Annotated in this window: 12 protein-coding genes and 1 tRNA gene; 7 read left to right on the top strand and 6 right to left on the bottom strand. The window is 63.0% G+C overall.

Features of this window, described 5'->3' with window-relative positions; translation table 11 throughout:
• Positions 1 to 55 precede the first annotated feature (55 nt).
• Positions 56 to 1,747 carry a choline dehydrogenase gene (betA, locus tag MOP87_RS00675; protein WP_023532909.1) on the top strand — a complete coding sequence of 564 codons (1,692 nt, stop codon included), beginning with the start codon at positions 56 to 58 and terminating at the stop codon, positions 1,745 to 1,747.
• Positions 1,748 to 1,787: 40 nt separating this feature from the next.
• On the opposite strand, the gene hisF is transcribed toward betA, so the two are convergent.
• From hisF to MOP87_RS00645, 6 genes are all read right to left on the bottom strand, one after another.
• The gene (gene hisF / locus MOP87_RS00670) at positions 1,788 to 2,558 is read right to left on the bottom strand and encodes an imidazole glycerol phosphate synthase subunit HisF (protein ID WP_027914085.1); all 771 of its coding nucleotides are present in this window, start codon (positions 2,556 to 2,558) and stop codon (positions 1,788 to 1,790) included.
• 84 nt (positions 2,559 to 2,642) lie between these two features.
• Positions 2,643 to 3,392 (bottom strand): 1-(5-phosphoribosyl)-5-[(5-phosphoribosylamino)methylideneamino]imidazole-4-carboxamide isomerase, encoded by a 750-nt coding sequence (gene hisA / locus MOP87_RS00665; RefSeq protein WP_023533011.1) that lies wholly within the window; start codon positions 3,390 to 3,392, stop codon positions 2,643 to 2,645.
• Positions 3,393 to 3,419: 27 nt separating this feature from the next.
• Positions 3,420 to 3,680 carry a DUF2164 domain-containing protein gene (locus MOP87_RS00660; protein ID WP_027914086.1) on the bottom strand — a complete coding sequence of 87 codons (261 nt, stop codon included), beginning with the start codon at positions 3,678 to 3,680 and terminating at the stop codon, positions 3,420 to 3,422.
• Positions 3,681 to 4,319, bottom strand: coding sequence for an imidazole glycerol phosphate synthase subunit HisH (gene hisH / locus MOP87_RS00655; protein WP_023532895.1), 639 nt, complete (start codon positions 4,317 to 4,319; stop codon positions 3,681 to 3,683).
• Complete coding sequence (hisB, locus tag MOP87_RS00650; RefSeq protein ID WP_023532883.1) at positions 4,320 to 4,913, bottom strand: imidazoleglycerol-phosphate dehydratase HisB; 594 nt, start codon at positions 4,911 to 4,913, stop codon at positions 4,320 to 4,322.
• Positions 4,914 to 5,173: 260 nt separating this feature from the next.
• Positions 5,174 to 6,835 carry an OFA family MFS transporter gene (locus MOP87_RS00645; protein ID WP_128611006.1) on the bottom strand — a complete coding sequence of 554 codons (1,662 nt, stop codon included), beginning with the start codon at positions 6,833 to 6,835 and terminating at the stop codon, positions 5,174 to 5,176.
• 285 nt (positions 6,836 to 7,120) lie between these two features.
• Here MOP87_RS00645 and MOP87_RS00640 point away from each other — a divergent pair, with 285 nt between their 5' ends.
• From MOP87_RS00640 to MOP87_RS00615, 6 genes are all read left to right on the top strand, one after another.
• On the top strand, positions 7,121 to 9,376 hold the full coding sequence (locus tag MOP87_RS00640) for an AsmA family protein (RefSeq protein WP_242810010.1): 2,256 nt from the start codon (positions 7,121 to 7,123) through the stop codon (positions 9,374 to 9,376).
• Complete coding sequence (mutY, locus tag MOP87_RS00635; RefSeq protein ID WP_027914089.1) at positions 9,373 to 10,437, top strand: A/G-specific adenine glycosylase; 1,065 nt, start codon at positions 9,373 to 9,375, stop codon at positions 10,435 to 10,437. Before MOP87_RS00640 ends, mutY begins: the two co-directional genes overlap by 4 nt.
• Positions 10,437 to 10,709: an oxidative damage protection protein gene (locus MOP87_RS00630; protein ID WP_027914090.1), complete on the top strand. Its 273-nt coding sequence runs from the start codon at positions 10,437 to 10,439 to the stop codon at positions 10,707 to 10,709. The genes mutY and MOP87_RS00630 overlap by 1 nt, the downstream gene beginning before the upstream one ends.
• 91 nt (positions 10,710 to 10,800) lie before the next feature.
• Positions 10,801 to 10,876 (top strand) — tRNA-Phe (locus MOP87_RS00625).
• Positions 10,877 to 11,100: 224 nt separating this feature from the next.
• Positions 11,101 to 12,081, top strand: coding sequence for a polyphosphate kinase 2 (ppk2, locus tag MOP87_RS00620; RefSeq protein ID WP_242810009.1), 981 nt, complete (start codon positions 11,101 to 11,103; stop codon positions 12,079 to 12,081).
• An 87-nt stretch (positions 12,082 to 12,168) separates the two neighbouring features.
• Positions 12,169 to 12,612 (top strand): hypothetical protein, encoded by a 444-nt coding sequence (locus tag MOP87_RS00615; protein ID WP_027914092.1) that lies wholly within the window; start codon positions 12,169 to 12,171, stop codon positions 12,610 to 12,612.
• Positions 12,613 to 12,631: the final 19 nt, after the last annotated feature.

Raw genomic sequence — 12,631 nt, 5'->3', positions numbered from 1 at the left:
GGCTGCACCCAGGTGCAGCGCCAGACGCGCAACTGCTTCCGGAGGAAGCTTCCCCATGGAATACGATTACATCATCGTTGGTGCCGGCTCTGCCGGTAACACCCTGGCTACTCGCCTTACCGAAGACGCAGGCACCACCGTACTGCTGCTCGAAGCGGGCGGCCCTGACTATCGCTTCGACTTCCGCACCCAGATGCCAGCCGCCCTGGCCTTCCCGCTGCAAGGCCGCCGCTACAACTGGGCCTACGAGACCGACCCGGAGCCGCACATGGACGGCCGCCGCATGGAATGTGGCCGTGGCAAGGGCCTGGGTGGCTCCTCGCTGATCAACGGCATGTGCTACATCCGCGGCAACGCCCTGGACTTCGATGGCTGGGCTGAGCTGCCAGGCCTGGAAGACTGGGCCTACCTGGACTGCCTGCCGTACTTCCGCAAGGCCGAAACCCGCGACATCGGCCCCAACGACTATCACGGTGGCGACGGCCCGTTGAGCGTGGCCACGCCCAAGGCGGGTAACAACCCGCTGTTCAACGCCATGGTCGAAGCTGGCGTACAGGCCGGCTACCCGCGCACCGAAGACCTCAACGGCTACCAGCAAGAAGGCTTCGGCCCGATGGACCGTTCGGTGACCAAGAATGGCCGCCGCTCCAGCACTGCCCGCGGTTACCTGGACCAGGCCAAGAAACGCCCCAACCTGACCATCGTGACTCACGCCCTGAGCGACCGCGTACTGTTCGACGGTAAGCGCGCCATTGGTGTGAGCTACCTGGTGGGCGACAGCGAAGAGCGCGTCGAAGCACGTGCGCGCAAGGAAGTGATCGTCAGCTCCGGCGCCATCGCCACGCCGCAACTGCTGCAGCGCTCCGGTGTAGGCCCGCGCGCCCTGCTCGAAAGCCTGGACATCCCGGTCGTTCACGACCTGCCAGGGGTTGGCGAAAACCTGCAGGATCACCTGGAACTGTACCTTCAGTACGCGTGCACCCAGCCCGTATCGCTGTACCCATCGCTGCTGTGGTGGAACCAGCCGGCCATCGGCGCGGAGTGGCTGTTCAACGGTACCGGCATCGGGGCCAGCAACCAGTTCGAGGCCGGCGGTTTCATTCGCTCGCGCCCTGAATTCAAATGGCCGAACATCCAGTACCACTTCCTGCCGGTTGCCATCAATTACAACGGCTCCAAGGGCGTCAAGGAACATGGCTTCCAGGCGCACATGGGCTCGATGCGCTCGCCTAGCCGCGGCCGCGTGCAGGTCAAGTCCAAGGACCCACGCCAGCATCCGAGCATCCTGTTCAACTACATGGCCACCGAGCAGGACTGGGAAGAATTCCGTGACGGTATTCGCCTGACCCGCGAAATCATGGCCCAGCCGGCGCTGGACCCGTACCGCGGTCGCGAAATCAGCCCAGGCGCGCATGTGCAGACCGATGAAGAGCTGGACAAATTCATCCGTGAGCACGCCGAAACCGCCTACCACCCATCCTGCTCGTGCAAGATGGGTACCGACGACATGGCGGTGGTCGATGGCGAAGGCCGCGTGCATGGCATGCAGGGCCTGCGTGTAGTGGATGCGTCGATCATGCCGATCATCATCACCGGCAACCTCAACGCCACCACCATCATGATTGCCGAGAAAATCTCGGACAAGATCCGTGGTCGCAAGCCGTTGCCGCGCAGCACTGCCAAGTACTACGTGGCCAACGACGCGCCGGTCAAAGGCAAGCCCATGCGCGAAGTGAAGCAGGGCTGATCAGCAAAAGGGGCTGCCTGGCAGCCCCTTTTTTTTCGGGTCAGCGAACGACGATTCCGCGCGCTGCCATATAGGCCTTGGCCTCAGGCACCGTGTACTCCCCAAAATGGAAGATGCTGGCAGCCAACACGGCACTGGCATGCCCTTGCAAGATGCCATCGGCCAGGTGCTGAAGGTTACCCACCCCGCCCGAGGCGATCACCGGGATGCTCAACGCATCGCTGATGGCACGGGTCACGCCCAGGTCGAACCCGTTCTTCATGCCATCCTGGTCCATGCTGGTCAGCAGGATCTCGCCCGCGCCCAGGCCTTCCATCTTCTTGGCCCACTCTACCGCGTCCAAACCGGTCGGCTTGCGTCCGCCGTGGGTGAAGATTTCCCAGCGCGGCGTTTCGCCAGGGCCGGATACCTGCTTGGCATCGATGGCCACGACAATGCACTGCGAGCCGAAACGATCGGCGGCCTCGCCCACGAATTCCGGGTTGAACACGGCGGCAGTATTGATCGACACCTTGTCGGCACCGGCATTGAGCAGGTTGCGGATGTCCTGCACGGTACGCACGCCACCACCGACGGTCAGCGGGATGAAGACCTGGCTGGCCATGCGCTCGACGGTGTGCAGCGTGGTATCGCGGCCGTCAACGCTGGCCGTGATATCGAGGAACGTGATTTCGTCCGCACCCTGCTCGTTGTAGCGCCGGGCGATTTCAACCGGGTCACCGGCATCGCGGATGTTCTCGAACTTGACGCCCTTGACCACACGGCCGTTGTCCACGTCCAGGCAAGGGATGATGCGTTTAGCTAAAGCCATGAGAGGGCTCCTGGGAAGCAACTGCAAGCTGCAAGCTTGGGGCGGCAAGGGATACGCACCGAACGGGCCCCTTGCCGCAGACGCTTAGCGCTGGCCAATGCTCGGGTAGGTGTCACAGAAGGCCTGGGCCTCGGCGACGTCGAGGGTGCCCTCATAGATGGCACGGCCGGTGATGGCGCCAATGATGCCAGGCGCATTGGCCTGTAGCAGTGCCTTGATGTCGCCCAGGTTGTGAATGCCGCCCGAGGCGATTACCGGTATCGACGTGGCTTCTGCCAGGGCCTTGGTGAAGGGCACGTTGCAGCCCTGCATCATGCCGTCCTTGGCGATGTCGGTGTAGACGATCGCCGAGACGCCATCGGCCTCGAAGCGCTTGGCCAGGTCAATGACCTGCACCGTGCTCACCTCAGCCCAGCCGTCGGTGGCGACGAAACCGTCCTTGGCGTCCAGGCCGACGATGACCTTGCCGGGGAAGGCCTTGCAGGCCTCGGCCACGAATTCAGGCTGCTTCACCGCCTTGGTGCCGATGATCACGTAGCTGACGCCAGCCTTGACGTAGTGCTCGATGGTTTCCAGCGAGCGAATGCCGCCACCGATCTGGATCGGCAGGGTCGGGTAGCGCTTGGCGATGGCGGTGACCACTTCACCGTTGACCGGCTGGCCTTCGAAGGCACCGTTGAGGTCGACCAGGTGCAGGCGACGGCAGCCGCCCTCGACCCACTTGGCGGCCATGCTCACCGGGTCATCGGAAAATACCGTGGAATCTTCCATACGGCCCTGGCGCAGACGCACGCAGGCACCGTCCTTCAGATCGATAGCGGGGATAATCAGCATCTTGGGAACCTGTCCGTTCTTGGGGTTTCAGGGCTTCTCGAGCGCCCACAGATCGCTTTCGATGCTCTCGAACCGCTCCTTGAGGTGCAGCTGAACATCGGCGATCGCCCTGTTGTAGTAATGGGGTGCAATGTGATGGGTGAACAGTTCGAGTACCTCGGCGACTTCGAACGACCCCAGCTCCAGCTCGAAACGGTCTTCGAGAAAGCGCTTGAGCGTATCGAGCGCTTCACGCTCCTGCTCGGGGGCCAACGTGAGGATCGGCGCCTTGGTCTTCGAACGGCTCATTTACCAGCGCCCGTCCCAGGCCACGAAGTTCTGCAACAGCTGCAGGCCATGGGTATGGCTCTTCTCCGGGTGGAACTGGACCGCGAAGCGCGAACCATCAGCCAGCGCCGCGGCGAAATCGACGCCGTAGTGACCGCGCCCGACCACCTGCGTGGGTTTGCCGGCGGCAATGTAGTAGCTGTGCACGAAATAGAAACGCGCCCGGTCGCTGATGTCGTGCCACAGGGGGTGGTCGACGCTCTGGCTGACTTCGTTCCAGCCCATGTGCGGCACCTTCAGGTGCTCGCCCTCTTCTTGCAGGTCTTTGCCGAAGAAGCGTACCTGGCCCGGGAACAGGCCGATGCAGTCGACGCCGTCGTTTTCTTCGCTGTGCTCAAGCAGTGCCTGCATGCCCACGCAGATGCCCAGAAACGGGCGATCCTGGCTCACTTCACGCACCAGGCTGTCAAAGCCCAGGCGGCGAATTTCGGCCATGCAGTCGCGAATGGCGCCAACGCCTGGGAACACCACCCGGTCCGCTTCGCGGATCACCGCTGCATCGCTGGTGACCAGTACCTTGCCGGCGCCGACGTGCTCGAGCGCCTTGGCGACCGAGTGCAGGTTGCCCATGCCATAGTCGATTACCGCTACCGTCTGCATTTACAGGCACCCTTTGGTGGACGGCATCTGCCCGGCCATGCGCTCGTCGAGGGTAACAGCCATGCGCAGTGCGCGGCCGAAGGCCTTGAACACGGTCTCGATCTGGTGGTGGGTGTTGTGCCCACGCAGGTTGTCGATGTGCAGGGTGACCAGGGCGTGGTTGACGAAGCCCTGGAAGAATTCCTGGAACAGGTCGACGTCGAAGCCGCCTACGCTGGCACGGGTGTAAGGCACATGCATCTGCAAGCCAGGGCGGCCGGAGAAGTCGATGACCACGCGTGACAGCGCTTCGTCTAGCGGCACGTAGGCGTGGCCATAACGGAAGATGCCTTTCTTGTCGCCGATGGCCTGGGCAAACGCCATGCCCAGGGTGATACCGACGTCCTCGACGGTATGGTGATCGTCGATATGCAGGTCACCCTTGCACTCGATATCCAGATCGATCAGCCCATGGCGAGCGATCTGGTCCAGCATGTGTTCAAGGAACGGCACGCCGATATCGAATCGGGCCTTGCCACTGCCATCGAGGTTGATCGAGCACTTGACCTGGGTTTCCAGGGTATTGCGCTCGACGGAAGCCTTACGTTCGACCATCACCAGCTCCGCAAAATCATTAGGCGAAAGGGCTGCATTATAGGCGCAGATGGCCGCTGCTTGGAACGCGCAAGATAGATGGCAAGCCCAGCAATGACGGGCTCGGATACCGCTACAGGTCTATACAACCGGGAGCGGGGGATCGCTCGTGGGGTGCCTGAAGGGCCGCCATTGAACGCGGCCCTGTTGCACGTGCTGGTAGCATCGACGCCACGAGGCCAGACGCGACGGCCCCGTGGCAAGGCTTGGATCGGCCCGGATCAGTGGAACAATACGGCGGTCTTCTGCAGGGTCACCCAGACGCCCCAGGCCAACGGCACCACCACCACGGCCCAGGCCAACAGCACCAGCGGCAGGCTGCCAGGCGCAGCCTTCCACTCGAGGGACCGCGCGCCGTCAGCGCCCTTGTCGTGGCTCAACGCACGTTCGGCGGCCAGTTGCGCATCGGTCATGAAGTGCTTGTCGGCCACCGGGCGGATCAGCATGTTGCAGATGAAGCCCAGCACCAGCAGGCCGGCGAGGATGTACAGGGTCATGTCGTACGCTGCCGCACGTTCAACGCCAGCCGCCAATTGAGATTCGCGCAGGTAGGTGATCAACACAGGCCCCAGCACCCCGGCGGCCGCCCAGGCTGTCAACAGACGCCCGTGGATGGCGCCGACCATCTGTGTGCCGAACAGGTCGGCCAGGTAGGCGGGTACCGTGGAGAAGCCACCGCCATACATCGACAGGATGATGCAGAACGCCGCCACGAACAGCGCCACGTTGCCCAGGTGACCCATGTTCGGGATCAGGCTGTACAGGCCAACGCCCAAGGCGAAGAAGGCGAAGTAGGTATTCTTGCGCCCGATGTAGTCGGAGAACGACGCCCAGAAGAACCGCCCGCCGATGTTGAACAGGCTCAACAAGCCGGTAAAGCCCGCCGCGATGGCGGCAATCTGCGCCAATTGCGCGGCATTGAGCTGGCTGAAAGTGAGTTCATTGCCCAGCAACTTGCCAGCGAACACTTCCTGCAACAGCGGCGAGGCCATGCCGAGAATGCCGATACCGGCCGACACGTTCAGGCACAGCACCAGCCAGACCAGGACGAACTGTGGGGTTTTCCAGGCTACGCTGACGTGCACATGGCGATCGGTGACCATGCCGTTGCCCGCCTTCTTGGCCGGCGCGGTCCAGCCTTCAGGCTTCCAGCCGGTGGGCGGAATGCGATAGGCCAGGGCGCCGGCCGTCATGAACACGAAGTAGATCGCGGCCATGACCACGAAGCTCTGCCACACGCCCACTTCTTGCGCGCTGCCAAAATGACCCATCAGCGCCGTGGCCAACGGTGCACCCACCATGGCACCGCCGCCGAAGCCCATGATGGCCATGCCGGTGGCCATGCCGCGCTTGTCCGGGAACCACTTGATCAGGGTGGACACGGGTGAAATGTACCCCAGGCCCAAGCCAATACCGCCAATCACGCCGGAACCCAACCACATCAGCCACAGCTGATGGGTTTTCACCCCGATGGCGGAGATCAGCATGCCGCCACACCAGCACAGCGCCGAGACCAGCCCGGCCTTGCGCGGGCCGGCGTGTTCCAGCCAGCCGCCCAGCACGGCGGCCGAACAGCCGAGGAAAACGAAGAACAGGGTATAGATCCAGCTGAGCATCGAAATGGGCCAGTCGCACTCGGCGCTGAACAATCGGGCGACGAAGCTCATGTCTGGCGCGCACGCCACTGGCGCCGTGATGCCCAGGGCTTGGGACAAAGGCAGCCAGAACACCGAAAAGCCGTAGGCCATGCCGATGCACAGGTGGATGGCCAAAGCAGCCGGAGGCACCAGCCAGCGGTTGAAGCCCGGCCGGGCGATGATGCGTTCCTTGGAGAGGAAGCCTGGCGCACTGGCCAAGGCATCCGCCGTCATGGTGCGGCTCATGGGGATGATCCTTTTTTATAAGTTGTGGAGGCAGGCAAAGCGGCGCAAGGGTAGCAGTATCCGATCACATGAAAGCAATCTGATATCGCCTATTTTAGTTCGGCTGAAACGGTAACGCGCTGTAGCCGATCTTTCTGAACTGCCAAGATCACCGCTGTCGAAAGCCGTAGCATCTACTGAGCACGTGGGAAATGGCCGGTATATCCAGCCGAATCAGCAGGGACGGCCGCTGCGGCGCTATACTCTCGCGCTTGAATTCACATTCCGATAGTTAAGGACTCGCCCATGAAAGCGTTCGGCAAAATCCTGGGCCTAGGGCTTCTCGGGTTGTTGCTGATCATCGTGGCGCTGGGCTTTGCCCTGACCCACCTGTTCGATCCCAACGACTACAAAGACGAGATTCGCCAGCTGGCGCGCGACAAGGCTCACGTGGAGCTGACTCTCAACGGCGACATTGGCTGGAGCCTGTTCCCATGGCTGGGGCTTGAGCTGCATGACGCCAGCATCGCCACCTTGAATGCGCCCAAGGCGCCGTTTGCCGACTTGCAGATGCTGGGCCTGTCGGTGCGGGTGCTGCCGCTGCTGCGCCGCGAGGTGCAGATGAGTGATGTGCGCGTCGAAGGGCTGAACCTGATCCTGACACGTGACGAACAAGGGCATGGCAACTGGGAGGACATCGGCAAGCCTTTGCCTGCGTCGGCCGAGGGCGAAACCCCTGCACCAGGCAATGCGCAAGGCCCCGAAAACACCGATCAGCGCTCCGGCACTGCCAACGCAGACCGACCGGTCAAGCTCGATATCGACAGCCTGACCGTGAACAACGCACGCGTGCAGTACACCGACGCACGCAGTGGCGTCAGCTACAACGCCGAAAGCATTCAACTCAGCACCGGCGCGGTACACGAAGGCGCCAATATTCCACTCAAGGCCAGCGCATTCATCAGCGCCAGCCAGCCCAACATCAAGGCGCGCACCGAAGTGGCCGGCGAGCTGCGTCTGGACCGTGCGCTCAAGCGCTACAGCTTCGAAGACATGCGCCTGTCGGGCGAAACCTCTGGAGAGCCCACTGGCGGCAAGACCGTAACCTTCGCCGCCCAGGGCCAGTTGCTGCTCGACCAGGCCGCCAACGTGGCGTCATGGAACGGCCTGAAACTGTCGGCCAACCAGCTGCGCGCCCTGGGCGAACTCAACCTGCGCGAGCTGGACACGACGCCGCAGCTAAGTGGCGGCCTGTCCATTGCCCAGTTCGACCTGCGTACCTTCCTGGACGGTATCGGCCACCCGCTGCCTACCACTCAGGACCCGGCTGCATTCGGCAAGCTCGAGCTGGTCACGCGCCTGCAAGGCACGCCTGCCAGCATCGCCCTGGAAGACCTGTCGGTGAAGCTGGACAGCAGCACCTTCACCGGACGCGTGGCGGTTGAAGATTTCGCCAAGCAAGCCCTGCGCCTGCAACTGAAGGGCGACAGCTTCGATGCAGACCGGTACCTGCCGGCCAAGAGCGAAGAGGCCAAGGGCGCCACTGCTGCGCGCAAGGCCCAGGTACAGCAGCAAGAAGCCAGTGCCGTGGCCGGTGCAGGCAGCACACCCCTGCCCGACGCCCCCACCCAGGGCGCCTGGAGCACTGACAAACTGCTGCCGGTGGACCGTCTGCGCGCCCTCGACCTGCAGGCAGACCTGAGCTTCGGTTCGCTGACGCTGGACAAGCTGCCCATCGGCAACGCCCGCCTGACGGCCAATGGCCAGGGTGGGCTACTGACCCTGCAAACCTTGCGCGGTGACCTGTACAACGGCACGTTCGAGGCCAAGGGTACGGTCGACGTGCGCCCCGCCGTGCCACAGCTGGGGGTCAACACCCGCATCCAGCGAGTACCCGTCGAGCATTTCATCAAGACCGACGACAAGGACAAGACGCCGCCGGTCAAGGGTTTGCTGACCCTGTCCAGCGACCTGACCGCCACCGGCAACAGCCAGAAAGCGCTGGTGGACACGCTCAACGGCACGGCCAACTTCACCATCAATGACGGTGTGCTGGTCAACGCCAACCTCGAACAACAGCTGTGCCAGGCCATTGCCACGCTCAACCGCAAGTCGCTCAGCGGCGAGCCGCGCGGCAAGGACACCCCGTTCCAGGCGCTGCATGGCAGCGTGGTGATTCGCAATGGCGTGGCCAGCAACCCTGACCTCAAGGTGCGAATTCCAGGCCTGACCGTCAACGGCCATGGTGACGTGGACCTGCGGGTACTGGGCATGGACTACAACGTGGGTGTTATCGTCGAGGGCGATCAGCGGGCCATGCCCGACCCGGCCTGCCAGGTCAACGAGCGCTACGTGGGCGTGGAAGTGCCGCTGCGCTGCCGTGGCCCGCTGGAGCTGGGCGCCAAGGCCTGCCGTCTGGACAAGGACGGCATGGGCAAGGTCGCCGCCAAACTCGCAGGCAACCGCCTCAAAGACAAGATCGACGAAAAACTCGATGAAAAACTCGGAGACAAAGTGAGCCCGGAACTCAAAGACGCGCTCAAGGGGCTGTTCAAGCGATGACACCCGAGCAGTTTTCCAGCGCTGTGCTGGAGTGGTACGACACGCACGGCCGGCACGATCTGCCCTGGCAACAGGGCATCAACCCGTACCGGGTGTGGGTGTCTGAAATCATGCTGCAACAGACCCAGGTCAGCACCGTGCTGAACTATTTCGACCGCTTCATGCATGCGCTGCCGACCGTGCAAGCGCTGGCCGAGGCGCCCGAGGACGAGGTGCTGCACTTGTGGACGGGCCTGGGCTACTACACCCGCGCCCGCAACCTGCAGAAGGCTGCACGCATCGTGGTCGAGCAGCATGGCGGAGTGTTTCCGCGCAGCGTCGAGCAGCTCACCGAGCTGCCCGGCATCGGCCGCTCTACAGCCGGGGCCATCGCCAGCATCAGCATGGGCATCCGTGCACCGATCCTGGACGGTAACGTCAAACGAGTCCTGGCGCGCTTCACCGCCCAGGCCGGTTACCCGGGTGAGCCGAAGGTGGCCAACCAGCTGTGGGCCACTGCCGAGCGTTTCACGCCCATGGTTCGTGCCAACCACTACACCCAGGCGATGATGGACCTGGGCGCGACGCTCTGCACCCGCAGCAAGCCCACCTGCCTGCTCTGCCCGGTCCGGCGCGGCTGCGAGGCGCACTTGCACGGCGAAGAAACCCGCTACCCCGAGCCCAAGCCGCGCAAGGCGCTGCCCCAGCGGCGCACGCTGATGCCGCTGCTGGCCAACGACGACGGCGCCATCCTGCTGTACCGTCGCCCGTCCAGTGGCCTGTGGGGCGGGCTGTGGAGCTTGCCGGAGCTCGACGACATCGCCCAGCTTGACGACTTGGCCGACCAGCACGGCCTGCGCCTGGGCCGCAGCCGCGCCCTGGACAACCTGACCCACACCTTCAGCCACTTCCAGCTGGCCATCGAGCCTTGGCTGGTGCACGTCGACCCGGTTGGCGAGCACATGGTCGAGGCCGACTGGCTCTGGTATAACCTGGCCACCCCACCGCGCCTGGGCCTGGCCGCCCCGGTGAAGAAGCTGCTCAAACGCGCAGCCGACGAACTGATTGCAGGAGATGCCTGATGACCCGCACCGTGATGTGCCGCAAGTACAACGAAGAACTGCCCGGCCTGGACCGCCCACCCTATCCAGGGGCCAAGGGCCAGGACATCTTCGACCACATCTCGCAGAAGGCCTGGGCCGACTGGCAGAAGCACCAGACCATGCTGATCAACGAAAAGCGCCTGAACATGATGAATGGCGAGGACCGCAAATTCCTCCAGGCCGAGATGGACAAGTTTTTCGCTGGCGAAGAATACGCTCAGGCAGAAGGCTACGTACCGCCCTCGCAATGACCCGGGGGCACGTAAGCGACGGAATTAATTTAATATTTTTTTCAAAAAGTCGTTGACGAGCGGTCTGAAAGTCTATTTAATTCACCTCGTCGCCCAGATAGCTCAGTCGGTAGAGCAGAGGATTGAAAATCCTCGTGTCGGCGGTTCGACTCCGTCTCTGGGCACCACCTTCAGCTTCTGGTGGTTGCAAAGTTACCCGAAGCGACACAAGAAACCCGCCCAGTGCGGGTTTTTTGTTGCCTGTCGAAAAGTGCTGGTGGGTCGCCCTTCGTCGTGGGTAGCCTTCGGTCAGCAGCACTCATCCCGGCCGGGTTGATCAACATCAAAGAGCCAGCGCCCTGTCGTCCTTAGCATTCAAGGTGAAAATTCGAACCACCTTGCAAGGACCTCCATGAGCGACGACGCCCCTCTCCAGACTTCCCCACCCCCCAAGAAGGCTACCCCCACGGCCAAGCCCCGCACTCGCCGCCCCCGCCCGCGCAAACCCGAACCGGCCATCACCGCGATCAGCCAGGCACCGACCGCACTTGAAGTGGCCAGCGCTCCCAAGGGCAGCAGCGAAGACAGCACATCGGCGCGCTTGCCATCCGGCTACCCTTACCCGCAGCGCCTGCGTCGACAAGAGTACGAAAGGGCCAAGCACGCCCTGCAGATCGAGTTGCTCAAGGTGCAAAGCTGGGTGAAAGAAACCGGCCAGCGGGTGGTGATTCTGTTCGAAGGGCGTGACGCTGCAGGCAAGGGTGGGACCATCAAGCGGTTCATGGAGCACCTGAACCCCCGGGGCGCTCGCATCGTGGCGCTGGAAAAGCCGTCGGAACAAGAGAAAGGCCAGTGGTATTTCCAGCGCTATGTGCAGCACCTGCCCACGGCGGGGGAAATGGTGTTCTTCGACCGCTCCTGGTACAACCGCGCGGGCGTCGAGAAGGTGATGGATTTCTGCTCCCCCCTTCAATACCTGGAGTTCATGCGCCAGGCACCGGACCTTGAGCGGATGCTGTGCAACAGCGGCATACTGCTGTTCAAGTACTGGTTTTCGGTGAACCGCGAGGAACAACTGCGCCGCTTCATCTCGCGCCGGGACGACCCCCTCAAGCACTGGAAACTGTCGCCCATCGACATCAAGTCTCTGGACAAGTGGGACGACTACACCGCCGCCAAGGAAGCCATGTTCTTCCACACCGACACCGCCGACGCGCCGTGGACGGTGATCAAGTCCGATGACAAGAAGCGTGCGCGCATCAACTGCATCCGCCACTTCCTGCATTCGCTGGACTACCCGGACAAGGACTTGAGCGTGGCCTACGCGCCGGACCCACTGCTGGTCGGGCGGGCATCGCGCGGGTTCGATGAGGACGACGCGATCGCCAGCTGACCGCCGGCGGTGCGTGCATGGCACTTGGGTTTCGCGGGTAACTGCGCTTCAATACGCGCACTTTCAAGCCCCACCCAAGGATTGCCCATGGCCACCTCCAGCAAGCAACAAAAACGCGCCAAGCGCGCCGCCACCAAGGCCAAGCAGAACCGCATGGTGCGCAGCGGCCAGGCCGTGAAGGCCAGCGCAGGCGATAGCGCCAGCGTCGAGCAGGTGTTCGATAAGGCCATGGCGTCGGCCAGTTACGACCCTTTGTTCAAGAAGATGAAGGAAGCCCAGGAAGGCGGCCTGGTGCCGATGATCTCGGTGTTCCTGGTTGACCCGCTGCTGGCCCTGGTGCTCAAGGGCCACAAGGAAGAACACGCGACCGACTATATCGTGATGGTATTCAACGCCTACCGTGCATGGCTCGATGGCGCGGACGAAGACACGACCATGGCATGGCTGGAAAGCGATGAGTTCCAGGAGGCTTACCTGGCTGCGTCCGAGCTGGTGGCCAAGCAGCAGCAACAGCAGAAGCAGTTTGGTTGATTAGGGTGGCCGGGCTGAC

The organism is Pseudomonas sp. I3-I5 (assembly GCF_022699445.1).
Taxonomy (GTDB): domain Bacteria; phylum Pseudomonadota; class Gammaproteobacteria; order Pseudomonadales; family Pseudomonadaceae; genus Aquipseudomonas; species Aquipseudomonas fulva.
The sequence above is the reverse complement of the archived record's forward strand: the minus strand, read 5'-3'. Positions and strand labels throughout refer to the sequence as shown.

Bases quoted from the DNA above. Each gene is read 5' to 3' on its own strand.
- betA (WP_023532909.1), top strand. From the start codon at position 56: ATGGAATACGATTACATCATCGTTGGTGCCGGCTCTGCCGGTAACACC.
- hisF (WP_027914085.1), bottom strand. From the start codon at position 2,558: ATGGCTTTAGCTAAACGCATCATCCCTTGCCTGGACGTGGACAACGGC.
- hisA (WP_023533011.1), bottom strand. From the start codon at position 3,392: ATGCTGATTATCCCCGCTATCGATCTGAAGGACGGTGCCTGCGTGCGT.
- MOP87_RS00660 (WP_027914086.1), bottom strand. From the start codon at position 3,680: ATGAGCCGTTCGAAGACCAAGGCGCCGATCCTCACGTTGGCCCCCGAG.
- hisH (WP_023532895.1), bottom strand. From the start codon at position 4,319: ATGCAGACGGTAGCGGTAATCGACTATGGCATGGGCAACCTGCACTCG.
- hisB (WP_023532883.1), bottom strand. From the start codon at position 4,913: ATGGTCGAACGTAAGGCTTCCGTCGAGCGCAATACCCTGGAAACCCAG.
- MOP87_RS00645 (WP_128611006.1), bottom strand. From the start codon at position 6,835: ATGAGCCGCACCATGACGGCGGATGCCTTGGCCAGTGCGCCAGGCTTC.
- MOP87_RS00640 (WP_242810010.1), top strand. From the start codon at position 7,121: ATGAAAGCGTTCGGCAAAATCCTGGGCCTAGGGCTTCTCGGGTTGTTG.
- mutY (WP_027914089.1), top strand. From the start codon at position 9,373: ATGACACCCGAGCAGTTTTCCAGCGCTGTGCTGGAGTGGTACGACACG.
- MOP87_RS00630 (WP_027914090.1), top strand. From the start codon at position 10,437: ATGACCCGCACCGTGATGTGCCGCAAGTACAACGAAGAACTGCCCGGC.
- ppk2 (WP_242810009.1), top strand. From the start codon at position 11,101: ATGAGCGACGACGCCCCTCTCCAGACTTCCCCACCCCCCAAGAAGGCT.
- MOP87_RS00615 (WP_027914092.1), top strand. From the start codon at position 12,169: ATGGCCACCTCCAGCAAGCAACAAAAACGCGCCAAGCGCGCCGCCACC.